The following is a 26,065-nucleotide window of genomic DNA, read 5'->3' as shown; positions in this document are numbered from 1 at the left end:
CGGTGCCGCGCGCACGCCGCTCCGAGCGGCGCCCTAGTGTCCGGCACAGCCACTTCGGAACCCACTGATGACCGATCACGACTCCACCCTGCCGCCGAACGCCGACAACGCCAATAACGCTGATAACGCCCCCGACGACCCCGAACGCCGCCGAGTCCTTACCGGCCTGGCAGCGGTCGGTATCGGACTGGCGCTGACGGGCTGCAAAACCGACCAAAGCGTGTCGAGCACCGGCGCGCCGCGCAGCGCCGCCGACCTGCGCCTCGACGCCGCACTTCACGATCAGGTGAAGCACATCGTCGTGATCTACGCGGAGAATCGCAGCTTCGCGAACCTGTACGGCAATTTCCCCGGCGTCCAGCATCCGCTCGATGCCGTGAACGCAGAGCGTTATCTGCAACTCGACCGCGACGGCAAGACGCCGCTGCCGCGCTTGCCGGCCATCTGGGGCGGCCTCGTGCCGCAAGCGCAGGAAGTCGACGGCAAGCGCTACATGATCGGCCAGAAGGATATCGTCAACCTGCACAACCGCCCGTTCCATATCGCCGACGCGCAGGGCGCGCCACTGCCGACCGGTGTGATCACGCGCGACCTCGTGCATCGCTTCTATCAGAACCAGATGCAGATCAACGCCGGCCGCAACAACCAGTTCGCCGCATGGGGCGATTCCGGCGGCCTGGTGATGGGGCATTACCGTAATTCCGCCGACACGCTGCGTCTGTGGAATCTCGCGCAGCAGTACACGCTGTGCGACAACTTCTTCATGGCGGCTTTCGGCGGCTCGTGGCTGAACCACATCTTTCTGATCTCGGCGCAGGCGCCGTTCTATCCCGACATTCAGAACAGCCCGGCGAAGAAGATGGTGTCCGTGGTGGAAGGCGACGATCCGACCGGCGCGCGGCTGAAGCAGTCGGAAGAGTCGCCCGCTTCCGCGCTCGACGGCCCGCCGAAATTCGTCAACGACGGCGCATTCACCGCCGACGGCTACGCCGTCAACACCATGGCCCCGCCGTATCAGCCAAGCAATGTGCGGCCCGCTGAAGGCGGCAATCCGGCCTTCGCGGACCTGTCGAATCCGCGCGTGCTGCCGCCGCAGAATTACGCGACGATCGGCGACCGGCTGACCGACAAGGGTGTCGACTGGGCATGGTACAGCGGCGCGTGGCAGTACGCGTTGGAGCATCAGGACACCGGCGCCGTGCCCGACTTCCAGTATCACCATCAGCCGTTCAACTACTTCACGAATTACGCGCCGGGCACTTCGGCGCGGCGCAAGTATCTGCGCGACGGCGGTCTCGGCAACGACGCATCGACCAACCACCTGATCGCCGATATCGATGCAGGACGCTTACCGTCGGTCACTTTCTACAAGCCGCAAGGCGATCTGAACATGCACGCGGGTTACGCGGATGTCGCATCGGGCGACCGTCACATCGCGACGGTGATCGAGCATATTCAACGCGGGCCGCAGTGGGCGAACACGGTCGTGGTCGTCACCGTCGACGAGAACGGCGGCTGGTGGGACCACGTGTCGCCGCCGAAGGGCGATCGCTGGGGTCCGGGTTCGCGGATTCCCGCGCTGGTGATTTCGCCGCTGGCGAAGAAGGGTTACGTCGACCACACGGTGTACGACACCAATTCGATTTTGCGACTGATCAGCCGCGTGCATGGCCTCGCACCGCTCGACGGCGTGGTGGCGCGCGATCGGGCATTCGCGAGCAACGGACTCGCGCCGCTGGGGGATTTGACAGGCACGTTGGATCTGGCTTGAGCGCTTGAACGCTGGAACGTTCGTGACTTGGAATGCCTGCGGCGCGCGCGGCCCCAGGCATTTCAACTCGAATTACTGCGGCTTCGACTGCGCAGCGCCGTGCAGTTTTGCAACCACCGCATCTGCAATCTGCTGGGCCGTTTTCTTGATCGTCTTCTTCTCGTCGCCGCTCGCCATCACGAACTTGGCGGCGATCACGTACGGATTCAGTTTGATGGCGGCGCCCGGCATGCCCTTGCTGTCGGCTTCGTCGACGGCCTGATATAGCGGCGGCAAATCAGGCGCGCCGAGGCTGTCGCACGACACCGCCACCTGAATGTCGTTCTGGCCGGCGCCGAAACCGACCATCGCACGCCTGAGGCGATTGCCTTCGTCGACACTCAAAAACACGCCGCGCACTTGCCAACCGACAGTCGGCAGCGGCTGACCCGGCACACTGCGGTGCGCATCGACGCCCGCCTTTTTCAGATCGTCCGTTAGCGCGTCCGCCATTTCGTCCACGATATGTTTGGCGTGGTCCTGCGGATTCTTGTCCTGGCCCATCGGTCCCGGTCCGCTCGGCAGCAAGCCGCGCAGGCGGCGCACCCGTTGGCCCGGTCCGCTGTCCGGCGTCACGTTCGCGACGTCCAGATCGAAGTCGGCGACATAGACGACCGGGGCGGGCGCCGCGAACGGCGCACTGTCCGCTTCAGCGTTGACGGAGGCCACCGCGCTCAGGCATCCCACCATCACCGTGCATTGCAGAAATCGATGCAACATGGCGTGCCTTCGCGAACGTCAACAGGACGCGGCTATCGTACAACCGCGCGCAGCATGCGTCCGTTTTTTCGTGCCCGATCGTCATACGGTTTGTCTTGCATAACGCCCGTTGCAGCATAGACTGTTAAAGCACAACTTCGCATTTTGTACGGAACCCGCCATGCGACTGACCATCCTGATCAACGGTTCTGATCCCACCGTCAGCCACGACTACGCTGTGTTATGGCTCGACACCGACGAACACCGGTGGTCGAGAGAAGCACATCAAGGGATCGATCTGCCCCCCTGGGGCGAACTACGCGACGATAACGGCGTGACGACTCTCTGTGCGCCTAGCACGGATGCGCCGCTGTGCACGCTGCGCGGATTGCACGTGGACCGCAAGCAGCGCGTGAGCGCCGCGCAAGGCGCCGCGGCATGGACCGCCCTGCCGACGCGCGCACCGACCAGCGGTTTCTGGCGTCTGCAAGCAGTGGACCGCCAACAGGTCCGCGCCGAACACAGCGTGTTCGGCAATTAGGTTTCAGCACTTATTTTTATCGGTCGAAATGACGCATGCGCGAGCGGGCGGTCCGCTCTCGCATGCGTCATTTCGTACGTGCGTTCGTACGCCGCTTTTTTGATTCTCTGATTGCCATTTTGTCGCTCGCGCATTTAAGGTCGCCTTAAGTTTGCGTGAGTAGAGTTGGAAATCCACGCATTAGGGTCGCTGCAAGGCGGCCCGTTTTTTTTGGCGCGGCGAGATGTAGACGTCTCCGTGCGCGCCACGCGGCATCTTGTTCATGAGAGCGCTCCACGCGCGAATCCGTTTTCTCCTCCGGTGTTTCCCCTGCATTTCACGTCGCGCGAGATGGGCTCGCAACGCTATACTTGCGCCCCCATCCCTCGACTGACTGACACATGAAGAAGTGGTTTGCCTGTCTGTTGTTCGCCGTTGCCGCTCACGCCAGCGCAGCGCCTTCCTGCACTCAATTCACACCGAATTCGCAATGGCCGGTTCTGAGCAATCAGAAGATGGCGCCGAAAACGCGCATGCTTTGTTATAGCGATTTCGCGGTTTTGCATTCGGGCATTACGCACGGTCCGCTGTGGTCCGCCGAACATCTGACGCGCGATCATATCGAGGCCGCCAAAGACATGGTGCGCACCAACAAGTTCTTCGAAGACGCGCGCCTGCCGGACGGCGAAGGCGCCACGCTCGCGGACTACAAACGCAGCGGATTCGATCGCGGTCACATGTTATACCCGGTGAAAAATATACTTAACGCGGCATAGCAAAGTTTGCATTTGAGTATTTATACTCGACACCCTATACTCGGTCGCCAATAATCCAAATTGGGAAGCTATGACCGTACGAAAAATAGCGGCGTGCCTGACAGCCTTCTTGCTGCTCTCGATCGGGGTCACTGACAGTCGCGGCCTACGAGACTTCGTAAAGCTCGCTATGCCGCATGAAAGGCAAGAGCACCCCGCTAATCCCCTCGGGCGGAATGAAGCGCTGGCTCTATATTCGTCGCCGCAGAAGCAGCTTTCATTCGAAGCTTGTATCGAACAATTCCCGGCGCGAAAGCCACTAGACATTGGTCAGGTCGCGGCATATATGAAACCATTGGCGCTGTGTTCGGACAACTTTGCGGTGGTGTACTCGAAAACCAGCAAAACGCCGCTGGTGGTTGTCGAGCGGCTGACAGCGGCCCAGCTTCAGGATGCCAAGGGTGAAGAAAGGACCAATCAGTTCTATCCTGACCCGCGCATTCCCCAAGGCGGTCGCGCGGAACTGAGTGACTACCGGGGCCAGCACCCGTCATTGGACCGAGGGCATCAGGCGCCAGCCGCAGACGCACCAAATCAGAAGGCAATGGCTCAGTCATTCGCGCTTTCGAACATGGTGCCCCAAGACCCAACAAATAACAGAAAGGTCTGGAACAAAATCGAAGGCGACGTCCGGAAGTTTGCCCGACGAGCGAAAGGAAACGTCTTCGTTTTTACCGGCCCGCTCTTTGATCAGGGCTACTCGACAATTGGAAAAAACCAGGTGTGGGTGCCCACCCGATTGTTTAAGCTGGTGTATGACGAGTCTTCACGGCGCGCGTGGGCTTATGTTCTTCCCAATGCTCAAACTGGGATCGAACGGCCTTTGGACTACGCAACGTTCGTGAGCGCCACCGGCCTGCACTTTTTGGACGATCTGCCGGTGGTCGGTTCGGTCGGCCGCTCCTGAAGATCGAGGGTTCATCATCCCAATGATTTATACGGAATCTGTTCTCGTCCGGGACAATATCCGTGCAGGCACACCGACCATCTTGCTTCTCGTTGGCTCGGTGCCGTTTGAACCACTTCTCGAATTTTTCCGAGAAAAGTGCGTTTCTCTTTCCTCCGAGCGCAGCTACGCCCAAGCAGCGGGGCGGTTCATCGAATGGCTCTCGGTGCGGGCGGATGAGTTCGAGGAGACATCGAAACGTAGCCTGCTCTACACGGCATTTGTCCATGACTTACGCTTTGGCACATACCAAAATTGCCTGGACGTCCACGGGCTGAACTGGACGCCGACCAGTCATCAAAATCTTAAACGGCTAATAAACGCACTTTTGGAGTTGAGCGACTGGTTAAGCCGCCGTCATAGCGCCACGATGCTGAACCCAATTCATCATCAAGCATCGGCCGCCGACCAACTTATTTTCTGGCGCAAATGGAATAAACAGAAGAGCGGTTCTCTCTTGGCGCACACGAAGAGTCATCGCCGAGTTGCCGAAAGTGTTTTCGCAGTGCGCCAGGCTGGCTTGCCTAGGACGCGGAATGGGATGCTGGAAGAAGCCAAGGCTTTTCCAGCCGACCGTCTGAATGATTTGCTATGGAATGGATTTGCCAATCCCGGTAACGAAGGCGACCCACGACCATGGGTGAAATACAACTTGCGAGACATCCTCATTACGCTGCTGTGTGCCTACGGTGGTTGCCGCGCCTCGGAGCCCCTCCACCTGTGGGCTGACGATGTATTCGTAGATCCGGACCATCCAGACATGGCGCTTGTTTTGATCCACGACCCTAGCGATGGCATGGCCGAATACACTGACCCATTCACCGGAAACCGCCGAAAAATCGTCCGCGCCGACTTTTTGCAACGCTTTTGCGGAGGCCGAAAACCGTTGACTCGGGAAACTGGCCGTCGGCATGCTGGATGGAAAGGATGTCTGCTGACACACCGAGAACGCAAAGCTTTCCAGGTCATCTGGGTTGATAGGAATGCCGGACGGATTTTCCTGACACTATGGCGGTTTTATATTCAGTATGTTCGGCCCGTCACTCCGCACGTTCCTTGGGCATTCGTCACCAAGCACGGCCAGCCCTTGGGCGTAGAGGGCTTTGACGATTCGTTCAGGTCCGCCGTACGTCGTATTGGGCTAACACCTGCCAAATGGGCTGGTACGTCAAGCCACGGACTCCGACACCGTTACGGTCAGTGGCTTAATGAACTTGGCTTAGGCGACAAGGAAGGGCAAGTCGCGATGCACCACCTTAACTCCAAAAGCCAAGAGGTCTATCGCCAGCTAGGTCTCGCGAGGGTGGTTGACGCAATTGACAAGGTGTCAATTTCGACGTTGCCTGAATTTAAGGAAGCCGAATGACTCTGATTTGCCAGCTCGACCAGTATTCCGTCGCGACCAGCGAACTGACCGGCCGAACCATATATATAAACGATGCGCTTGACCAGTATCTCGTATCGCCCGTCATCAGTTTTGCAGACGTGGCAACGATTGCGACTGGCTGGCTGAGAAAGATCGAGGCGGCTCCTCCCGAAAGGCGTCCTCCGCCACGACTGCGTGCGGCGGTGGCGGTATTGGCTGAATGCCGGTCTCGTGAGGACGTAGCCGAGGCGTTGCACGCCGTCCTTGTTATCCAGTATCGCGATCGGTTGACTACCAGTTCAGTGCATATTTTCCAGCAACTGCTGGTCGTGCTGCTCCTGCAACTTTGGTCTTGTGGCGCTATCGCCTGGCCCGCGAAAGAACAAGTTCCGTTTTCCAATCCTGCGCTAATGCTGGCCAACCCAGGATTCACCGAACAACCCTTGTCCTATCTGACGCGGATTCGCTCGTATCTGAACAGAGGCGGCACAGACGACGCAGCCAACTTCCGATTCATCTTGGACCACATCTTGTCGCGGGCCGGCATCATGGAAATTGGCGACATTACCCCGAAAACGTTTTATCTTATAGAGGACCGTACTCGGCGCGGCAAACTGCGTTCCACTGGAATTCAAGGTGTGTTGAATGTCTTGCGAGAAGAACACCATCAGCAAGCCATTAGCTGGGCTCCCGAAGACTTCGGCTTTTTCAAGTCCAAGATGGGTCATCTAGCGCGAGACGAGAATTTCGCCTGGCTGGTCTCGAATGACCCCGCAATGGCTAGCTGGGCGCGGTTAGCCATTGAGCATCTAGAAACCAATCCAACAAACTTCCGAAAACGGAAGTCTTCTCTCAACAACTTTCTAAAGCATTACCTTGATCATCCGGAATTGCCGCGCAATCCGGCCGAGTATTTTGACGTCCGGCGACGGCCGGAGGCGCTGTTCGTCACGCCTGGGAACAAGGGCCGTCGAGTCATGGCAGTTATCCACGAATTCCTGAACGAAGTGCTCTTCAAGGTCTGCGCCCAGCCGAACGACAATGAAGTTCCCATCTTGATGCCGGGTTTTGTAAATCCACTTCCGAAGCCAAGCTACAAGAACGTGAATAAAGGCGAAACCCATAGGGAGGCCATGCCGACTCGAATGATTTGCCTTGCAGCTCACATTCTGACGGAGAACGACTTCGCTTGGGCCAAAGAAGCTGGGCGTATCAACGATGCTTTCCGATGGCTAAATCCGGAAACCGGCGAATTCGACACGGTGTGGAGCCCAGTGAGGGCGTACGCCATCCTGATCAAACTCCTGTTGCCCGCCCGAACCTACCAGGTACGCATGCTCGATAGTGGAGAAGGAGATACCTTTCGCTACGAATGCGACGATCTGTGGGAAATTAACCAAGGCGTTCATCGACCACCGGTTGCCGGAAAACCAATTGAACGTGGCGTGTTCCGAAAGTATAAGCGCAGGGATGGCACTGACGGCGCAGTGTTCTATTTCAATACCAATAAGACCGCGGACATTGAGAGCGTTGTGAAGGGCTATCTCATGCCTTGGGAGAAGAAGGACGCGTTAAAACTCCTGAAGGACCTGCGCAACTGGCAGGAGAAGTACAATCCGGTAAAAGGACCTACCGCGTGGTCTGACATCGTTGAATTAAAGAAGATCAAGCATGCCGACGATCTTGCCAAGATGGGGTCCAACTTCTTCCTGTTTCGTGACCCAGCCAACAAGACTCGTCCGGACCTGCCTATAACCGATACGCGTGTGCGCAATCTGTGGCTGAAGCTAATGGACGAAATGGAGCATCGCCTAGCGGAGGGCGGCGAAAATCTCAGCAATGGCGACGCTATTAAGTTGATTCTGGCCCGGGACCATACGGGGCAACCCACATCCGCGACCTTCGATCTGCATAGCCGGCGGGTCTCCATCATTACCGCCATGTACGAAGAAGGCGTTCCGCCGGAATACTTAATGAAGATCGTCGGCCACGCCACTGTTCTGATGACGCTCTACTACACAAAGATCAATGCGGAGACTTTGAGCTTGCGTATGGACAAGGCGTTACTGGAACGTCAACGTAAGTCACAGACGGAAATGGCTGGCTTCATTAAGCGAGCCAGTCGGCAGGAACTGGAGCACGCTGTTGCCTTTCGGCATCCCTCCGCACTGGACGCGACAGCAAGCGGAACTGGTGTGGGGATGCTGGTCATGGACCACGGAATCTGTCCTGTCGCGGCCAAACGCTGTCATGAAGGCTTGGCGGTCACAGACCCCGCCGTCGGCGTCACTCGCTATCAAGCTGTACCAGGCGGCGCTACGAATTGCACACGTTGCCGGTTTTTTATGACCGGTCCAGCCTTCCTCTTTGGGTTGGAGGCGCATGTAAATGATTTGGCATATCGGCTAAAGAAAGCCTCCTTCACGTTCGAGAAAGCTCAAGTGAATTTCGACACATTAGTCGACGCCCACGCAGCTGTTCTGGGGGAGAAGAGGCCTTTCCATCAGCAGCGAGATTTGGAACTTGCTGAAACTGCTTTCGAATCAGCGACAGCAGAGGTGGACGGTATTGCTTTGAGCCTTCAGTCAGCGTAGCCCTCACCGAACAATGTCTTCACATCGCTTCCAGGTACCTTGGCGATGGTCTCTCGCTCGTTGCGGCGGGCGGCACCGGACAGCTGGAAGCCGTCCTGTCTGAAAGCCACGAATTCGATCAGCTCAATCGCATCTGCACAAGTGCAACGCTATTCGACGGCTTGCATATCAACTGGCAGCGCCCGAATCTTGAACGAGCGAGACTGTTTGACCGAATGCTTCGCAATTCCGGGCATGAACCGCGCCTCTCTTTGCTCGATGACGAAGCCACCCTTCATGTGGCCAACGCCATGGCCAGATTTCTATATGCCCGTTTGGACCTAAGCACAGTACACGCACTAGTCGACGGCCGTACCACGCTGCAAGCGCTCGGGCTGGACAAAGCCTTTATGGGCGAACTAGAGCGCCTAGAGCCCAAGACCTTGGCTTCGGCCAGATCTCCGCATGTATTGGAACAATCATGACCAAGCAATATGCCTCAACGACCCTCGACATTTTGCGAGATGCCCGACAGCTTTATCAGATGCACAGAAACATGACAACCAAATCGTCCAAAGTTGAGAACCTCGATAAGTTATGGGAGGTGCTCAAGATGATTCAGGACGAGGGCGGCAGAGACTACTCTCTTGCTGAAGTGGGGCGACGCCTAGAAAAGCTCGACGGACCAAAGACGCAGAGTCTTCGAAATACCCAAGGCGCTCACTATCGGGAAATTATCACCGCGTATGCGAACGCGGTCAGTGGTGCGACTCGATACGTGGCCAAAACCAAATCTAACGTGGAGCAGGCCCTAGCACTGATTACCGATCCCAGTATTCGATCGATCCTCCGGGTGGCACTCGATGAAGCTAAGCGACTGAAGGTAGTCAATGACAACTTACACGCCGCCTTCAAGACATTTCAGGTGGGAACCGCATTACCCAAGGCGGAGACCCAACGACCAAACCTGACTCATGAAAACGCCCCCACAGCGCTATCTCCGCGCCTGCTCACTGCTCTGCGAAAAGGCCTCGATGAAACTCGCCTTGCACAGCAAGGCTTGCAGGTAGCCGTAGACGGCAGCGTTCAGAACGATCATGGCGACAAGCTATTCCCCCCTTCTTTCGCTACCGCGATTCAGGCGATTCTAGACAATCATGGCGTCTCCGCCTCGAGCCGACCTCGGTAATGCATTAAGATGCAAATTGCAAACGGGATACGCTCGGAGCGCATCTAGGGCATTCTGCAGGGGAACGGAATTCGTTGGACTTGGTGTCCTCATAAATCAAGAACTTGCCAACGAGTTCGATCACGCGCCAGAAGAACGTGGAACCGAATGAACTAGACGCGGCGGACTTGTGACGCGATTCGTTTGATTTGCCGGAGTGTGAGAGCGGCCCGCGTTGCGCCGGTTGTGAGAGGCAGCGTGCGGCCGCCAGTGGCCGCCGCTGGTAACGGTGCCGGCCGTGCGGCATATCACTCCTGCACCGTAGTTTTGTCGCACATTTTGCATCATGCAATACGCATCAGACTACCACTGAAGTCGCGAAAGTGAGCGCACAATCAATATAAAAGCGACGAGAGGGTACCTCTCGGAGTGACGCAAAGGCGGGCAATGCATAGCGTTGTATAAACAAAGACGAGAGGCCATCAATGGAAGACCAAAACGCAGAAAACGCACATCGACCTGCCGGCGCGCCCGAGGGAGAAGCCGCCGTCGATCTCGAAGTCAAACGAGCCGCCGCTCGGCTTAAAGCGAAAGAGAGTTTGATTGCATCACTTGCCGGAGGTGATTTTTCAAATCAGCAAACGCGAGTCGCGCATATCCTTAATTTGCATCCCGCTGCGCGCAATAGTGACGTCACGCTATCTCTGAAATACTGGGAGACATTCCAGCCTGAACTGTACAACCCAGAAGGAATCAAACCAGCAGATTTTTTTAAACTCGATCGGGTTCCGTTTCTTGTTCGGGCGCGGGCGAAGATTCAGAACGAATATGAGTTGTTTCAAGCCGAAGACCAGATACGACGGCGTCGCAAGAGCCGCGAAGACGACATGCGTGAGGCGGTACTGGGTGATGACGCGCCAAGGCAAACGCTGCAAGTCTTCTCGGACGAGACTGGCAAGAACGAGGAGCACGTGATCATCGGTTCAGTTTGGGTATTGAATGGGCGTGCCGTCTATGACGTGACTAAGGCCATCAAAGATTGGCAGACTGGTTCGAAATTTGCGAAGCGTGAAATGCACTTTTCCGCGTTTGGCCGTGGAGATTTGCACGCTGTGGATGAGTACCTGAATATTGTGGCTGCGAACCGGGAGTATTTGAGCTTCAAATTGATGGCGATGCCCAAGCGCAACACCCGGCGCTCCATTGAAGAAATCGTGCGGCGGCTGCACGAGATGATGCTGGTGCGTGGTCTGCGTCACGAGATCGAGAGCGGGCGGGTTGGGGTGCCGCGCCACGTTGGCGTGACAGTGGACGAGGAACAATCGATTGACCGAATCGTCTTATCAGAGATTCGGAATACGGTAGCAGAAGGGTCGAACGTGCCCATCTCGATGGAGTAACACTTGACGAGCGCTTCAACGCGGTGTCGTCAAAAGAAAGCGCTCTTATACAGCTTGCCGACGTAATAGCAGGAGCCGCGAATCGACGGCTCAATTTTCGAGGCGATCGAAACTTTAAGGATGATATCGCTGACCGCATAATGGATGTTTTGGGCCTGCAATTGGAGGAAGGCGTCGCAGCGGAAATAGATTCGGCGGTGCTTTTCAAGATTTGATCCGCCTCAGGCAGATTCGTCAGTAACTTGTGAGTCGGAATGAGCCGAACAACCTAGAATCGCAGCACTTCGAATAGGTTAAGTACAACATGATGCGAGAGAAACTGTTCACCGTCACTGCGACGGCGAAGATCAAAGGGGTAAAGGACCGGCGCAACATTCGCCCCCTCGCGGACATCAAAGAGCGTATCGCATACGATCCAGGGACAGGCTCGTTCACGTACCGTATTGACTGCGACGCAGGTAACGCCGGAGAGGATGCTGTGTGGCGTTGCCGCAGAACTGACAACGTTGGTACCCCCTACGAGAGCACGCGTTACTGGGAGTTGGTCAAATTCGCGAGCGACCATTGGTACGATCCGCGCAAACTCGCATACTACTTTGTGACTGGCGCGTGGCCTCCCATCGACATGTGGGTCGCAGGTGGCAAGAAATTCGACTACTCCGCCGAAACACTCCAACTCGTGGTGTCTGGTGAACGCCCTCTGCGCGCCATGACTGCAGAATCAGATACGACCCCGATCGTATCGGAGACGCGCGCGCTGCAGCCGAAAAAAGGACGGCTCGCACGCCTGTTTCGCCTCTAGCCAACTGAAACGGATTCCCAGCAGATCGAAAAACTTAGGAATCTGCTGTCTTTGGCCGGTCGGGAGCGACATCGACGACTCGACCGGTCTCGCGATCCAGATAGGATGTTCGAATCCCTTTCAAATGCAAATCACGTACGGCGCGCGCGATAGCTTCGTTTGCGCGATTCAGGAACTCTTGGCTGCGCATGAAGCGTCCCAATTTGTCAGGCGGCATAGCTTCCCCACATCTGTTTAGTCTTATCCGAAGCATACGCGCTCGATGCCGGACTTACGAGGGTCCCACTGGGCGCGACCAAATAACCTCAAGTAGGAATTCGTTTTCCAAGAAGATGCGCTTTGCGCCAGCAACGGTCGTTCCAACAGCAGCACCTGCGTCCCTCGCACCGCTGGAGCCCAGTTGCCACCCGCCACCGCGTCGAAGCAGATACAGTAGCATCCGTAGCCAACCGATCTGTCGGACGCCATTGCGCGATGGTCACGCTATGCTGGCTTCGCCCCGCGTCTCTGTCCCAATCTGGTCCCCACCGTAAGGAATTGCAATGCTCGCCCACATCAGCTTTGCAGCGCAGCAGCACTTTGGCCGGGCTCCCGACAGGTCAAAGTGTCGCGGGGGCCCAACACTCAAGACCTAAGTGTATGCCAATAGCTTTAATGGCTTGGTAGATTCCAGATTCTATAGGAAAATACAATACCCAGAATTCAAAGTTTCTATTGCGCGATGAGCCTAAAACCAAAATTTATTAGCTTATTTTCGGGGTGTGGCGGCCTAGATTCTGGGTTTATAGAATCCGGATTTAACTGCGTACAAGCTTTCGACATTGATAAAAAAGTTATTGATGTACATACAAGAAATCTGGGAGATGCTGGAGTCGTCGCAGATTTGCGCGATATAACGAAAGAACAGCTTCTGAAATATGGCAAACCCGCGATAGTTGTCGCTGGATCACCTTGTCAAGGTTTCTCGACAGCGGGAAAGCGAGATCTTCATGATCCACGCAACTCTTTGCTTTTGCATGCCGGCCGGCTCGCAATCTCGGTCAAGCCACGCGTTTTCATTGCAGAGAACGTCGCTGGAGCACTATCTGGCGAGCATAAGGCGTATTGGCTTCAGCTAGAGCAAATGCTTAGGCATGCAGGCTACCACACCAAAACGTTAAAGCTCAATGCTTCCAATCTTGGTTTAGCTCAGCTCCGTTCGCGCGTAATAATGGTGGCATGGACAGGGTCAACTGATCCGGACTTTAAAGAGCCGGAATCCGACGCTCAAACTTTGGGGGATGTACTTAGCAACATGCAAGGACTTCCCCAACATGACCCGAGACGACTTGCCCGCGATTCGTCTCACTATCTAATCGCAAAACGTATAGGACGAGGTCAGAAACTTTGCAATGTTCGCGGCGGGAAAGCGTCCATACATACATGGGATATCCCTGAGGTGTTCGGTAGCACGACGCTCGATGAGCGCGCCCTGCTGCACGTGACAATGAAACTGAGGCGGCGTGAACGGATACGTGATACAGGCGACGCCGACCCTGTTTCGATTACCTCTCTGAAAAGGGAAATTGGCGCGGGTGCAACGAACCTTGTTAAAGGATTAGTTCGTCGCGGTTATATGCGAAAAATAGATGACGCCTACGATCTTGCCAATACATTCAATGGCAAGTATAGAAGGCTAGATTGGAACTCGATGTCCTTGACAGTCGACACTCGTTTTGGAGATCCTCGATATTTTCTTCATCCCTCCGAACACCGGAGTTTCACGGTGCGCGAGGCTGCTCGGATTCAAGGATTTCCCGATAGCTTTATTTTTGACGGACGTCCGGTCGATAGTTATCGGATGATTGGAAATGCTGTTCCGCCACCCATGGCTAAATTCATAGCGGACACTATAAAACCGTTATTCAAATGATGGGTTAGTTATCTCTGCCGTCTTGGGAAAATTGATGAATTATCCGGAAAGTCCAATCGACAGTTGGATCCAGTACTCGGTGGAATACAGTCAAAAAACAGTACGCCTGAAGCAACTCTACGAGCTTCAGGCCGAGTTTTTGTTCAATCAGTATGAGCCGACTAAAGCCGTCCCCGCAGACGACGGCATGGATTTTATCCTACGCTTGGATCGGTGGGTGGCAGGATTTGACCAACCCGAGCACAGGTGGAGTGCATTCCATGGCTTGCGCTATTTCTTCTTCGTCGGGCAGCATGAGACAGACGAACTATATCGCTGCGCCGTCCAGCACATCTTCCTTCGGTGGCTGTCCGATCACGCTGGGTTAGATATATTTGCCGAAGACTTCCCGACCGCTCTTCAAGCGGAGGCGAACTTTTGCTGGCCTTGCCCGGTCACGGACAGCTTGCGAATAAATAGTCTCTTGCATCGAACCGGCATCGATAGCCAATCTTTGAGGCCGGACTGGTTGAGCCTGAAACAACTCGGAGATCGGGACAAAATTGAAAAATACGTCTCAAAGAAAAATATCAAATATCTAGTACTCTTCGAAGACTTTGTTGGATCCGGCCAGCAATGTGAAAGAGCAGCGAAATTCGCCTTGCAGGCATTTCCCGGCCCTATCCTTTTGGTCCCTCTCATTGTTTGTCATCCGGGCGATGAGATCCTGCGGCAACTGGCTTTGGACTCAGGTGGTCGGCTAACCTACTCACCCGTCGTTGTTCTTAATTCCGAATGTCTGATTGGCGAGATGGTATCCGAAAATGAACCTAAATCTTTTGACGGTTTCAGAAAGGCTATGGATTATGGATACAAAAAAGGCGGATTCAATTTAAATGGCGGGGCCTATGGATACGACAAGGTCGGTAGCTTAGCAAGCTCGTACAGCAACTGCCCAAATAATACTCCGCCAATTTTTCATGCACAAAGCGAGACTTGGCCTTTCCCACTGTTTCCCCGAAAGAGGAGAGTCTAATGGCTACGCTCAGATTCGATAACCCATTTCATGACCTGTGGGTAACTGAGATATTGGACCCATGGGCTTATGTTCGTATGTTTAGTCCGATTCTGGTAAGTGATACGGAGGAGCTATTTTCTCGAGGCCATGTTGTGCTTAAAGGCAGACAAGGTAGTGGAAAAAGCATGCTCCTGAATCTCTTGGAGACATCTACGAGAGTAGCGTACGCGCATAGCCAAACGAAGTATCCTGTACCGTTGAAACAACGGCAATTTATTTCGGCCGGCGTGCAGCTATCAAGAGAAAATTCGTCGTTGGTCGCTGCACGTTCAGCGGAATTGCCGGAGAACCAGCGAGCAAATATTGTTGCGGCCAATTTTTCTGACTATTTAAATTCGCTTCTCTGCTTAGATCTTTTGAAAAATGTTTCATACTTAGCCCAAGAGCAAGCGAAAGACCACAAAATTTTGGAAGAGGTGCCGGTTAATCTAACTGGCGAGTGTCAGCTCTCACTCTTCGCAGCGTTATTTAAAGGGGAAGGTTGGTCAGGATTCGTCGATGAGAAATGCGCGACGATCGATCGGGCGATCGAGTGTCTCGAAGACCGGCTGCGCGCTCACAAAAATTACTTCAACCTTAATATTGATAAGTTGCCGGACGAGATCGAGACTAGCCGCTCCACCGCTGGCGTCCCCATGGCCGAATTGGCATCTGCTCTACGCGAGTCTGGGATTCTTCCGATCGAAACACTAGTGCTCCTGCGGATAGATCAGCACGAGGAACTTTTCGAATTGGAGAGGCACACGGGGCTCGGGCATGTTTTTAGGCAGGTGATAAATTCGGCGTTGGCCCGCCGTGACCCTCGGGTCGCATATCGGATTGGTACGAGACACTATGCTTGGAAGGCGGATCTGACTGCTTGGGGAAGTGGTGCTCCGCTGGAAGAACTTCGCGATTACAGCGTAGTCGATCTCGACGCGATCTTGCGTCGCGGAGAGCACACAAAGAAGTGGAAATTCCCCACGCTGGCGAAGGATGTGTTGCGAAAACGATTGGAAGGTGCGGGATTTAAAGTAGATGGCAACGACATGGAGGTGTTGTTTGGACGCTCGATGGAACCTGCTGATCGGGCCCGACGTTATATAGGCGGATCGAAAAGTCTGGTGCGAGCCGAGTCATCATGGGCTCCCGAATGGAAATCCTATCTTGATAGCCTTTGGAACGGCGGTGACCCGTTGGAAGCTCGCTTCGGTGAGGCGTGGTTGCGGCAAGCGATACAGAAGCGCCGGCGGATCGCGCAGAATGGCATGCAAGCTACTGGTTTGCCGTGGAGAAAGAGCCCATGGTGGGTGAAGGAACGAAATGAGATTGCTCTTATGCAGCTAGCCGGCGAGCGGCAACAGGCGTTAGTTTGGAGCGGCGAAAGGCAAATTATCGATCTCGCAGGTCATAATATTTTGGCCTTTATGACAATTTGCAAAACTGTTTGGGCAACGTGGCAGCGCCGCAATCCAGGAGACGCTGATAAAAGATCAGCACTTCCGCGCTTTTCCGTAGATGACCAAGTTATCGGCATCACCGAGGCTAGCCAGATTTGGTTCAAAAAGATTCAGGTGGGGTTGGAAGCCGATCAACGCACCCGTCTAGTCACTGTGCTAGGAGGTTGGTTCAGGCGTAGGATGCTTGAGGACCAGGCGCTATCGTACCCTGGACACTCAGGCTTCAGCCTACTGCAATCGGATATCTCCGCTGAAGATTTTATTGTGTCCATAATAAAATCCTGTCGAGATCACGGTGATCTATTGGAGTCAGCTCATACCACGAAGCATCGAGACCAAGCGCCTCGGCTTAAGTGGTACTTGCATCCCCTTCTTTGCCCATTATTCAGAATACCCCACATCAGAACCAAGGAGCCTATCTATTCGTCACCGCAGGAAATTCAGCTTTTGTATGCAAATCAAAAGCGGCAAAGCAAGTCCTTCCGCGAATCAAGCTCATTTAAGGACGACACGCAACTTGGATTGCCGGGGATCTAACAACTATGAATCTGAGACCCTGGGGCTCCATTGGCTGGCTGCTTCCCAAGATCGGCATCGAAGCATGGCATGTTATAACCTCTGCCTCGTTTGAGGATCGGTGCATCGCACTCGTCGATCTGATGAATTCGAACGGTCCTCGAATCAAATCATCCACGTTGTACAAGATCTCAAATCCTCCGTCGGAATCATGGACAGAAGCAGCTCCCGTCGTTAAGGCCAACTTCGACTCCCTCAGCGCCTCCTTGAGCGCGCAGAGCACCGCGATCATCGAGGCGGATCTCCTTTCTCAACTAGGGTCAGTACTTTCGTTGGACCAACTTAACCCCGATGGTTCTGAGTCCGTGGTTCTTGATATCACGACGCTGCCCAAGCGTTTCTTCCTATTTGCATTGAAACAACTAGTAAATAGCGCCAAGGTTCAGAACCTTGTCGTGACGTACGCCGCTGCTAAGCAGTATCCAGAAGCTGCGCTTTGCGAAAACGCTCTGCCTCCGGCTGCGCTCCAAGGCTTCGGCCGCGTTCAACGGCTACGAAACTCGCCGCGTATGTTTGTGGGAGTCGGATATACGGCACTTAGCATCGAAGGACTTCTCGAAAAAGCGGGGAACTCAAAACTGGACTTCCTGTTTCCGTTTCCGCCTGCTTCGCCTGCCTTTCGCAGAAACTGGTACCTATTGTCGAAGCTGATGCCAGCAGACAAGCCGTTCGGTACGGAGATTCACCGCGTTCATGGGATGGATGCTTTCGAAGTTTTTGAACGCCTTTATGCGTGGGGACAATTTCGCGACCTAGACCTCGTCCCGCTTGGCCCAAAGCCACACGCTCTCGGTATGGCAATGGCATCCATGCGGCTCGAGGGGACGGCAGAGCTAATCTACGCGCAACCTCAGTCTTATCACGTCAACTACTCGCAAGGGATAGCGCTAGATGAGACTGGTAGACCAAAGATATACGCGTATTGCCTGAAACACCGTGGAAAAGTACTCTTTTGAGATGCACACAACAACTGTGAACTTTCGCCGTTAAGGAGCCAAACCGTTTTCGGCATAAAGGCGCCAGGGACTTTTCGGCGTTTAGGCGCCACAAGTTTTTCGGCGTATAGGCGCCAGTAGATTTTCGCCGTGATGGCGCCACTGGCGTCTGAGTCGGGCGCTCGAACTTCGCCAACCGCTACCCTGCCGGCACGCATTTGCTCCGGAGGGTGGCTTGAAGAGGAAGTTCGAGATGTACCAATATCGACAGGTTCTGGTGCGAATGCGCCAGGGTGACTCTGACCGGGATATCGACCGGTCGAAGATCATGGGCCGTAAGAAGCTGGCGGCCGTGCGGGAGATCGCATCCGAGCGCGGGTGGCTTTCTCCGGGCAACGCTCTGCCGGATGACGCGCAGCTTGCGACAGCGTTCAGCCGCAGGGAGTTCCTGCCCGCGAGCTGTATCTCGTCGGCCGAACCGTGGCGCGAACAGATTGCCCAGTGGCACGACGCGGGCGTGCCCGGCACGACGATTCACAGCGCGCTGGTGCGCAACCACGGCTACGAAGGAAGCTACTCGTCCGTATACAGGCTGCTTCAGCAGTTGAAGGCGGAGCTCACGCCGGATGTACCGATGCGGCTGGAGTTCAAACCTGCAGAAGCCGCACAGGTTGATTTCGGCGCAGGTCCGACCATCACGGATGCGCACACCGGCGAGATCCACAAGACGTGGTTCTTTGTGATGACCTTGTGCTGGTCGCGGCATCAATACGTTGAGTTTGTCCGCGATCAGAGCGTTGACACATGGTTGCTATGTCATCGTCACGCCTTCGAATGGTTCAATGGCGTAGTGGGACGCGTCATCATAGATAACCCCAAGTGTGCCATCGTCAAGGCCTGTATCTACGAACCCGAAGTCCAGCGGGCCTATGCGCAATGCGCCGAAGGGTATTCGTTCAAGGTCGATCCGTGTCCGCCGAGGGATCCGGCTAAAAAAGGAATTGTCGAATCGGGCGTCAAATACGTGAAGTCGAGCTTCCTTCCTCTTCGCGAATTCCATGATCTTGACGACGCCAACCGGCAAGCGCAAGCCTGGGTGATGCACGAGGCCAGCACCCGGATGCATGGCACGACGCGCGAGGTGCCGCCCAAGCGTTTCGACGACGTCGAACAGACACTGTTGCGGCCACTTCCCGATGTGCCGCCCGAGCTGGCAACGTGGGCGCGTGTGAAGGTCCATCGCGACGCCCATGTGCAGTTCCAGCGTGCCTACTATTCCGTGCCGTTCCGGCTTGCCGGTAGAGATCTGTGGCTCAAGGCAACCGCCACCATGGTGCAGCTTTACTACGAGCACGAACTGTCAGCATCGCATGTCCGCCAGACTGCGCCAGGAACGCGTAGCACGGTGGCCGATCACATGCCGCCAGCAGCACAGGCCTGGCAACTGCACGACACCCAATGGTGCCTGAGAGAAGCGCAGCGTATCGGGCCGTCCTGCCACGCGCTTGTTCACGCGCTCTTCGGCGATCAGGTTCTCATCAAGCTGCGCGCCGTACAGGGCGTGCTGCGCTTCGCCCAGCAGTTCGGCGCGTCGCGCCTGGAGGCGGCCTACCGTCGCGCGAATCACTTTGGCACGCCAAGCTACAAAGCCGTCAAGCTGATCCTGCAGAAAGGCCTCGATCAGACCTGGCTGTCGACCGAACCCGTTGAATCGGGCGCGACCACCTATACCCACGGCGGCCGCTTCTGCCGCGATACCCAGACTCTTCTGATCCATTGAACATGAATCCAATTCCCGAACTCACGTCCTCCCTCAAGCAATTGCGACTGTCCGGCATCCTCGACACGCTCGAAGCACGCAACCGTGAAGCCATCGACCGTAAGCTCGCCTATACCGACTTCCTGACGTTGCTCATCCAGGACGAGATCGCACGGCGCGATCATCGAAAGCTCGACGCCCGCATGCGCCGCGCGAACTTCCGTGGCCAGAAGACACTGGAAGGTTTCGACTTCGACCGGCTACCCAATCTTAATCGCGCCGTCGTCCATGATCTCGCGACCTGCCGCTTCATCGACGAGAAGGTCAGCGTGCTGATCGCCGGTCCATGCGGAACGGGCAAAAGCCATCTGGCGCAGGCACTGGGCCATGCGGCCGCCCGGCAAGGTCACGATGTCCTGTTCATGACCGAGACCCGGCTTCTCGGCGCGCTGCGCAACGCACAGGCTGTCGGCTCCTACGAACGGCGCTTCCAGGCGCTTGCCAAGGTGCCACTGCTCATCATTGACGATTTCGGACTGAAACCCATGCGCACGCCCGAAGATGAAGACTTCCACGATCTGATCGCCGAACGGTACGAACGTACATCGACCGTCCTGACCAGCAATCTTGATTTTACGGAATGGGGTGATGCGTTCGCGACCAACAAGATGCTCGGCGCCGCAACGCTTGATCGCCTGCGACACGCGGCGTACCGCGTCGTGCTCGACGGCGAGAGCTACCGTGTTCCACGCCCGATGCCCGAGGGCAACAAATCAGCACTTGCGAAAGGAGATAAAAACAAGGATTCTTGATCCCCGTTCGAGCCCCGAATCAGGCGCCTTTCGCTGGCGCCATTACGCCGGAAACACCCGGCTCCTTTACGGCGAAAGGCAACAACAACTGAAGCGTCTCTGTATTCAGAGACGCTCCGAACCGTCAACTTAATGCTTAAGCACGGCGTCAAGCTCTCTCGCGAAGCTAAATGTCAGCGCGCTATGGCGGTGATGCTGTCGGCAACTCGACCTGTCACGTTACGCGCGGGCGACAAACCTGTCGTGTAAAGCTAGGCTCGCCGTTGACCTGCTTGACCACTGACACATAGCCTTCGTCAACATGAACGGTAGGAATATCGTCCGGAATATCAGTACAACTTCCATCTGCCGTATATTCCATAGCGGCAAGTATCCGCATTAAAGAATCGTGAGCAACCGGCCCATTCATAAGTTCCTGCGGCGCCACTACTAAGGTGACGGACACAATGAGGAGGGCAATCGGAGTGAATAGCTCACTCAATTCTCGTAGCCGCGGCCCGGCGATAATATTGCGATTACTGACCACGTTGCTGCCGTCACGAATGCGTCTCCACCAGCGGTGCAGCTTGCCCGGTCCTCCAGCACGCCACCATGAGAAACTATTGCCCGTATTGCGCAAAACTAGTCTCGGAAAATTGAGCGAAAACTGCGCAAGTGCACAAAGAAACACTAACGCTGCCACGCATTGCATAAAACGCAAGCAAAAGCAGCAAGATGACAGCAAGCCGACAAAGCTTGGAAAGTACTTCGCGTCAGCGTGTGCGAGGCTTCTAGTGATTCGCGTTGCGTCAGCGTGACCAAGCCATACGCAAAATGCTGTTGCCGAAAGATACAGAATTTTCCCCAGCGCCTTACTCCACCACCATCTCGCTATAGTTTTAAATGTGGCATATCCGTGCCTGCACGCGCCAAACGCTGCGGCGGTTGCAACCGTTGTAATCTCGGCGGACGTAGAGAGAAAATTCGAACGCCGTCCTAGCATCACCAGTGCAAGGGACCCGAGCGAATACATCATGAGTCCGCCGTAAATTATCGGTACGTCGGGAGGAACCTCCCTAAGTGGCCTTAAGGCCTTCATTACTCGCATGAAGCGCCTTCCAATCCTGTACCGGAAGAGCGACCAACACTTTAGCCATTCGTGGAATATCTGCGTGAGCATCCATATCAAAAGTGCAGAAGCAAGGTACTTCGAGCCACTTCCGGTAGTGGCTAGCTTGGTTGCTGCCACTAAACCTACGAACACTACGGCCAGACGGACGACAGGCCGCCGGAAGCTCAATACGAGTAGTTCAATCCAGTATCTCGGATGCATAACGATGTTTTTTTGAGTGTAATCGTACAGCTTGATTCATGACCTCTCCAAGCCGACGACGACGCAGCTTGCTCTACGCGAGGAGTGCCGCCTTGCTAACGCCTTTTGTACAACCGCCGACGTGCCCCGAAGGCAGCAGGTAGATTGTCCCAGTGTCAGACCAAGATTAACGGCTCGAGATCGGGGAATCTTGATACGGTAGGGCGAGGCGCATCCGGAAATATTTTGCTGCAGTTGTCGGCAACGCCGCCGTAGGAGCATATCCGGTCGGCGTTCGTAACCCGGTGAGGGCGCCTCATGACAGCGCAAAGGCCAGATAGACGGCCGCTGCTGACCTGAGCTATTGTCTGGCTGCCACGGCGCATGTCGAAAATGACGGATTCGATGACGACCCGAAACTGCTGGTGACCTACAGCTCATCGGCCATCGTCCCATATGGCCTTGCGGCGATGGCGCTCTAGGATGAATCTACGCGACGCGCACGCCCAGTAGCGGCAGGATGTGTGCAACCCTCCATGATGTTTTCAACAGATCAACGATTAAGTTAGGCCGCATCTCACGGAAACGCGCCGTCAGCACGGTGCCAGACCCGCGCACTGCACCGGCGCAAGCGGCAGGCTTGCCACGTTGATATTTTGGCGACCACAATCGGGCTTTTTCGCTTGAAAGAATTACAGCGCATGTGCTCGATGTCTTCCCAAAACCACATCGCTGATTGGATCATTTGTTCCAAGAGGCGTTCGGGCAGAGTAATGGCTTCGAAGGGCGGATGCTTGGGGCCATCGTGCGGTCCAACGATACGGTAGGGACCTGCTACTAACACTTCTCCTGGCTCTATCCAGTGGAACCAGAGTTTCGGGCAAAGCTCATGCACCTTCCGTGCGGAAGCACCGTCGCCGTGCCTGATAGCGTTCGCCAGATTTTGTAGGATGTCGAGGTCCGGAAAGATGTCGAACGCATGAAGTGGAACACCCATCAGCCGAACGAAGTGATCTTGCAGGCTGTGCGGCTTTCCTTCCCAAGTTGCCCGCTCCAAAGCGTGGGCGTTAGGCGTGTTGGTTAGCTTCCTCTCTCGCTGAATCAACATCGCTCGCAGCCCACGTTCCCACATCGACTGCACTGCGATTAGGTAACCCTCAACGGTCGTTTGGAAGAGCTCAGCATAGTCGTCAGTAATAAAGATTTCTGCCGGCTCGTCGCTTGCATGAAGCCTGGTGATCTCTGCATCAAGCGCTTGAAGTGAGGGTCGAACAACTTTTTCCCTGAAGAGTTCAAGCGACTGCAAGTGGCTGTCCGGAAAACCAACTGATTCGTGATCAAGCCAGGCGTAGTTTGTGATGTCGTAGTCCAATTGGCTCATGCGCTTGTTGATTGGCGAGAAAAATGAAGGGATTCTGTGTTATCAAGCGACAAATATACTAGCCGAAATCAAATTGGTCGAATGACCGGTAGCAGCCGAGTTTCAGCCATTTATCACCGTCCAGCGAGCGCCCCCTTCTGGCCGATCACTGACTCATGCAAATGGTATGGACCACCTGAATCTCACACGGCCGGGATCGGCAGCACGCGACCCGGAGCGGCCGGTGGATTTTTCCAATAGGGGACGTTTGTGAAGCTGGTTTTGCAACCAGCTTGTTCAAGGCTTCAACTTCCGGTCGAAGAATCGGTTGACTCCAAAGCGGACCCGACAGATGGGTATTTGGATTCCGAAAGACCTGTCAGCTTATGTGCATCGAGGACGTAGCTCGAGAACGTCAACGCAGCAGCACCGAATGAAAGTGTCCTGTCCAACGTCCGCATGCTTTCCATGAAGTCCGCAACTGTTGTCTCGCCGTCTAGATAAGAGCAGACATCGGCAACGGAAAGCCTTTCGCTCTTCCACAAGCGACGAGTCACATCTTCGATGACGATATAGCCTCTGAGAAGAACGTTCAGGAGTTCGTGCACTTGTCTGACTGGGTGCCCCTCGCAATCGTAGCCATTAAACACGCGATTTCCGATAGCGATGCATGTGTGCACGCGGTCAGTCGCGCTTGCCTTCCACGCAAGTCTATCGAACACACGTCGTTGGTTTGCATGATCCAGTAGCCACGCTTTTCGCTTAGTCAATTGATCAGCCGCATGCACAATGTGATCATAGCTCGTACGCATCTCATAGACGTTGCACGGGTGGAACGAGTTCTTACACTCGAAAAGAAAGAGATGCCCGTCGCGATATGCCAAAACATCAACTTCAAGCTTGTTGTTCTTCGTCCCCGTGTCGACCTCGTCCTCGACAAGAAAGCCGGCTTGATGCAACGCGTCCTTAAGGGCAATTTGCATCGGGTCGCCGTCCTCCTTGTTCCGCATTGTCAGCCGCTTCGCGGAGTGACATAGAATATTTCGAACGAGGTTTGACGCCGAAAGCACCGCCAAGGAAAGGATGCACCACTCACCAGAAACGATAACTGGTGTGTATTGAAGGTCCACGTACTCAGACGAGAGATCGCACGTCAACAGCCGTAGCATCTCCTCTGCTATCTCATCGCCGATTAGCTGCTGCAGAATCTCAATAAGCTTCTTGCGCTCAAAAACCGGCAAGCACGAATTCAAATAGATTCGTGGCCGCTCAACGACGGGCAAGTGGCGGTCAATAGCCGCTTTCAATCCAAACTGCATGAAGTAAAAGAATCGCTGGACCTTGAGGATATCGATTACAGTTACATTACCTACTACTGGAGAATCGACAATCTTCGAGGGACCAACATAATCCTCGGTTCCCAGCATCTCGATACTCGACAAGTCTTCAACGAAAAGTCCGTTTCCAGCGAACATTTGGTGAAGTTCGTCCATCAATGGCAGCGTCATCGTGTATCGTGGTACCGGCTCAGAAACGAAGGTGACAACCACTTCCCCAAGCTTCTCGTAGAACGTCTTGGCAAAGCTTGCGACGGACAGAATCTCTTTGTTGTTCCCGGCCTCATGGTCGATCAAGCCTCGTAGCCGAATCATTTTCTGCATGTCCGATTGGACATAGCCCAGCCTGATTGATTTTTCTAGCGTGGGATCGTCAGCGCTCACAGTAACGCTAGAGTCTTTTGCTCTGGCGGAGTAAGGAAATGCGTCGATCAAAACTTCGGCTTCAAGGTACTCACAGACCCTTGCTGCGTCTAACAGCAGATCCTGATAGAAGGTGTCGAATACAGACGAGTCGTCAACCATACGGAACTGCGATTTCTCAACTCCGACTTCTTGATGAAAAAGACGTAAGAGATAGGAGAAAGCCTCGGCCATGCTTTCACTTGAGTAGGCCTGCGGGGAGTCGGTGGGAAGCTCTCTGTTGCCCGGCATGCCAAAAGTGAATGCAGCATCAACGTTAGCTAGCAAGGTTTTGATTGCCATAGCGCGTTTCGATTTTAGCCGCGCTACGAGCGAGCGCCGTATCTTGTTTAGTGCAGGCGCCAAGGTCCATAGTGCACCTGCCGAGCGAAGATAGTTGATATCGGCTTTGTTGAAACCGTAGATCACAGCATTTTCGGTCCAGTCAGTTATCAAGACCTGAACGACGGAGTTGCTAAAAGCTTGGCGAGATGCTCGAAATATGCCCTCCCGCCGGATTCGCTTAATTGAGCTGTCGGGACCAAGGAGCAGGAGCAGGGCTCGGGCCACAGATAGCGCCTTGCCCTTCTTGTTGCGAACAATGGCCTCAGAAAGCTCGCTTAATGCCTCGTCAAGATCGGCTTTTTTCGGTTTGGATCGGCCAGTTTCATCTTTGAGTTTCGCGAAGCTGTCAAGCGGCTGAGGCGCGCGGAAAAGTTGGGAAAGCAGGTCTTGGAAGCCCATTTTTTGTTGAAAATTTTCTTCTTGGCAGACCGCGTTATAGCGGCGAGTTGGTTTCGCGGTAGGCTATCAACATTTGTCCCACACCGCAGCCAGCATAGCAAACCCAATTGAATCTTACGAAGGTCGAGCGACCGCTATAGAAAACACACAGCCCAACTGCCGGCGTCGGCGCGCAGTTACGAAGACTTTGCGGTTTCATCCAGGTACGAGGATATCCGATTGTCGAAGATTCTCGCGATAGCGTCGAACGGCCGCTGATGGCCGCGCACGGTCCAACGATCTGGTCGACGTTTCAGGCCGGACTCGCGCTTTATACAGCGGGGATAATCCACCCGGAAGAGA

19 protein-coding genes and 1 pseudogene are annotated in these 26,065 nt (G+C 55.0%); 16 read left to right on the top strand and 4 right to left on the bottom strand.

What is annotated here, in order from left to right; genetic code table 11:
- Positions 1-67: 67 nt before the first annotated feature.
- A complete protein-coding gene (locus PQR54_RS13870) occupies positions 68-1,771 on the top strand; it encodes an acid phosphatase (protein ID WP_408246493.1) in 1,704 nt (567 codons plus the stop codon).
- Positions 1,772-1,843: 72 nt separating this feature from the next.
- Here PQR54_RS13870 and PQR54_RS13865 read toward each other — a convergent pair whose 3' ends face one another.
- The gene (locus PQR54_RS13865; RefSeq protein WP_408246491.1) at positions 1,844-2,530 is read right to left on the bottom strand and encodes a DUF4410 domain-containing protein; all 687 of its coding nucleotides are present in this window, start codon (positions 2,528-2,530) and stop codon (positions 1,844-1,846) included.
- Between the two features lie 160 nt (positions 2,531-2,690).
- Here PQR54_RS13865 and PQR54_RS13860 point away from each other — a divergent pair, with 160 nt between their 5' ends.
- From PQR54_RS13860 to istB, 15 genes and pseudogenes are all read left to right on the top strand, one after another.
- The gene (locus PQR54_RS13860; protein WP_408246489.1) at positions 2,691-3,050 is read left to right on the top strand and encodes a DUF3564 domain-containing protein; all 360 of its coding nucleotides are present in this window, start codon (positions 2,691-2,693) and stop codon (positions 3,048-3,050) included.
- A gap of 380 nt (positions 3,051-3,430) precedes the next feature.
- Positions 3,431-3,769, top strand: a pseudogene (locus tag PQR54_RS13855) (DNA/RNA non-specific endonuclease); the annotation flags it as partial.
- A gap of 106 nt (positions 3,770-3,875) precedes the next feature.
- Positions 3,876-4,751, top strand: a complete 876-nt coding sequence (locus tag PQR54_RS13850; RefSeq protein WP_408246487.1) for a DNA/RNA non-specific endonuclease — start codon at positions 3,876-3,878, stop codon at positions 4,749-4,751.
- A gap of 22 nt (positions 4,752-4,773) precedes the next feature.
- A complete protein-coding gene (gmtY, locus tag PQR54_RS13845) occupies positions 4,774-6,156 on the top strand; it encodes a gamma-mobile-trio recombinase GmtY (protein ID WP_408246485.1) in 1,383 nt (460 codons plus the stop codon).
- A complete protein-coding gene (gene gmtZ / locus PQR54_RS13840; RefSeq protein ID WP_408246483.1) occupies positions 6,153-8,750 on the top strand; it encodes a gamma-mobile-trio integrase GmtZ in 2,598 nt (865 codons plus the stop codon). Before gmtY ends, gmtZ begins: the two co-directional genes overlap by 4 nt.
- A 460-nt stretch (positions 8,751-9,210) precedes the next feature.
- Positions 9,211-9,918, top strand: a complete 708-nt coding sequence (gmtX, locus tag PQR54_RS13835; RefSeq protein ID WP_408246481.1) for a gamma-mobile-trio protein GmtX — start codon at positions 9,211-9,213, stop codon at positions 9,916-9,918.
- Between the two features lie 464 nt (positions 9,919-10,382).
- Positions 10,383-11,297 carry a DUF3800 domain-containing protein gene (locus PQR54_RS13830; protein WP_408246479.1) on the top strand — a complete coding sequence of 305 codons (915 nt, stop codon included), beginning with the start codon at positions 10,383-10,385 and terminating at the stop codon, positions 11,295-11,297.
- Positions 11,240-11,512 carry a DUF3800 domain-containing protein gene (locus PQR54_RS13825; protein ID WP_408247156.1) on the top strand — a complete coding sequence of 91 codons (273 nt, stop codon included), beginning with the start codon at positions 11,240-11,242 and terminating at the stop codon, positions 11,510-11,512. The genes PQR54_RS13830 and PQR54_RS13825 overlap by 58 nt, the downstream gene beginning before the upstream one ends.
- 89 nt (positions 11,513-11,601) lie before the next feature.
- The gene (locus tag PQR54_RS13820) at positions 11,602-12,099 is read left to right on the top strand and encodes a hypothetical protein (protein ID WP_408246477.1); all 498 of its coding nucleotides are present in this window, start codon (positions 11,602-11,604) and stop codon (positions 12,097-12,099) included.
- A gap of 721 nt (positions 12,100-12,820) precedes the next feature.
- The gene (locus PQR54_RS13815) at positions 12,821-14,011 is read left to right on the top strand and encodes a DNA cytosine methyltransferase (RefSeq protein WP_408246475.1); all 1,191 of its coding nucleotides are present in this window, start codon (positions 12,821-12,823) and stop codon (positions 14,009-14,011) included.
- 34 nt (positions 14,012-14,045) lie between these two features.
- A complete protein-coding gene (locus tag PQR54_RS13810; protein ID WP_408246473.1) occupies positions 14,046-15,026 on the top strand; it encodes a phosphoribosyltransferase-like protein in 981 nt (326 codons plus the stop codon).
- Positions 15,026-17,044, top strand: a complete 2,019-nt coding sequence (locus PQR54_RS13805) for an ORC-CDC6 family AAA ATPase (RefSeq protein WP_408246472.1) — start codon at positions 15,026-15,028, stop codon at positions 17,042-17,044. The genes PQR54_RS13810 and PQR54_RS13805 overlap by 1 nt, the downstream gene beginning before the upstream one ends.
- 5 nt (positions 17,045-17,049) lie before the next feature.
- A complete protein-coding gene (locus PQR54_RS13800) occupies positions 17,050-18,039 on the top strand; it encodes a hypothetical protein (protein ID WP_408246470.1) in 990 nt (329 codons plus the stop codon).
- Between the two features lie 232 nt (positions 18,040-18,271).
- On the top strand, positions 18,272-19,798 hold the full coding sequence (gene istA / locus PQR54_RS13795) for an IS21 family transposase (RefSeq protein ID WP_408247154.1): 1,527 nt from the start codon (positions 18,272-18,274) through the stop codon (positions 19,796-19,798).
- Between the two features lie 2 nt (positions 19,799-19,800).
- Positions 19,801-20,589 carry an IS21-like element helper ATPase IstB gene (gene istB, locus PQR54_RS13790; RefSeq protein ID WP_408246468.1) on the top strand — a complete coding sequence of 263 codons (789 nt, stop codon included), beginning with the start codon at positions 19,801-19,803 and terminating at the stop codon, positions 20,587-20,589.
- A 214-nt stretch (positions 20,590-20,803) separates the two neighbouring features.
- Here the strand turns inward: istB and PQR54_RS13785 are convergent, their stop codons facing one another.
- The 3 genes from PQR54_RS13785 to PQR54_RS13775 form a co-directional block, all read right to left on the bottom strand.
- On the bottom strand, positions 20,804-21,604 hold the full coding sequence (locus PQR54_RS13785; RefSeq protein WP_408246466.1) for a hypothetical protein: 801 nt from the start codon (positions 21,602-21,604) through the stop codon (positions 20,804-20,806).
- Positions 21,605-22,457: 853 nt separating this feature from the next.
- A complete protein-coding gene (locus tag PQR54_RS13780; RefSeq protein WP_408246464.1) occupies positions 22,458-23,261 on the bottom strand; it encodes a hypothetical protein in 804 nt (267 codons plus the stop codon).
- Positions 23,262-23,545: 284 nt separating this feature from the next.
- Positions 23,546-25,723, bottom strand: coding sequence for a hypothetical protein (locus tag PQR54_RS13775; protein ID WP_408246462.1), 2,178 nt, complete (start codon positions 25,721-25,723; stop codon positions 23,546-23,548).
- Positions 25,724-26,065 lie beyond the last annotated feature (342 nt).

The organism is Paraburkholderia phytofirmans (assembly GCF_046028095.1).
Lineage (GTDB): Bacteria > Pseudomonadota > Gammaproteobacteria > Burkholderiales > Burkholderiaceae > Paraburkholderia > Paraburkholderia phytofirmans_A.
The sequence above is the reverse complement of the archived record's forward strand: the minus strand, read 5'-3'. Positions and strand labels throughout refer to the sequence as shown.

Excerpts from the sequence above, each read along its gene's own strand:
- PQR54_RS13870 (WP_408246493.1), top strand. The coding sequence starts at position 68 with ATGACCGATCACGACTCCACCCTGCCGCCGAACGCCGACAACGCCAAT.
- PQR54_RS13865 (WP_408246491.1), bottom strand. The coding sequence starts at position 2,530 with ATGTTGCATCGATTTCTGCAATGCACGGTGATGGTGGGATGCCTGAGC.
- PQR54_RS13860 (WP_408246489.1), top strand. The coding sequence starts at position 2,691 with ATGCGACTGACCATCCTGATCAACGGTTCTGATCCCACCGTCAGCCAC.
- PQR54_RS13850 (WP_408246487.1), top strand. The coding sequence starts at position 3,876 with ATGACCGTACGAAAAATAGCGGCGTGCCTGACAGCCTTCTTGCTGCTC.
- gmtY (WP_408246485.1), top strand. The coding sequence starts at position 4,774 with ATGATTTATACGGAATCTGTTCTCGTCCGGGACAATATCCGTGCAGGC.
- gmtZ (WP_408246483.1), top strand. The coding sequence starts at position 6,153 with ATGACTCTGATTTGCCAGCTCGACCAGTATTCCGTCGCGACCAGCGAA.
- gmtX (WP_408246481.1), top strand. The coding sequence starts at position 9,211 with ATGACCAAGCAATATGCCTCAACGACCCTCGACATTTTGCGAGATGCC.
- PQR54_RS13830 (WP_408246479.1), top strand. The coding sequence starts at position 10,383 with ATGGAAGACCAAAACGCAGAAAACGCACATCGACCTGCCGGCGCGCCC.
- PQR54_RS13820 (WP_408246477.1), top strand. The coding sequence starts at position 11,602 with ATGATGCGAGAGAAACTGTTCACCGTCACTGCGACGGCGAAGATCAAA.
- PQR54_RS13815 (WP_408246475.1), top strand. The coding sequence starts at position 12,821 with ATGAGCCTAAAACCAAAATTTATTAGCTTATTTTCGGGGTGTGGCGGC.
- PQR54_RS13810 (WP_408246473.1), top strand. The coding sequence starts at position 14,046 with ATGAATTATCCGGAAAGTCCAATCGACAGTTGGATCCAGTACTCGGTG.
- PQR54_RS13805 (WP_408246472.1), top strand. The coding sequence starts at position 15,026 with ATGGCTACGCTCAGATTCGATAACCCATTTCATGACCTGTGGGTAACT.
- PQR54_RS13800 (WP_408246470.1), top strand. The coding sequence starts at position 17,050 with ATGAATCTGAGACCCTGGGGCTCCATTGGCTGGCTGCTTCCCAAGATC.
- istA (WP_408247154.1), top strand. The coding sequence starts at position 18,272 with ATGTACCAATATCGACAGGTTCTGGTGCGAATGCGCCAGGGTGACTCT.
- istB (WP_408246468.1), top strand. The coding sequence starts at position 19,801 with ATGAATCCAATTCCCGAACTCACGTCCTCCCTCAAGCAATTGCGACTG.
- PQR54_RS13785 (WP_408246466.1), bottom strand. The coding sequence starts at position 21,604 with ATGATGTATTCGCTCGGGTCCCTTGCACTGGTGATGCTAGGACGGCGT.
- PQR54_RS13780 (WP_408246464.1), bottom strand. The coding sequence starts at position 23,261 with ATGAGCCAATTGGACTACGACATCACAAACTACGCCTGGCTTGATCAC.
- PQR54_RS13775 (WP_408246462.1), bottom strand. The coding sequence starts at position 25,723 with ATGGGCTTCCAAGACCTGCTTTCCCAACTTTTCCGCGCGCCTCAGCCG.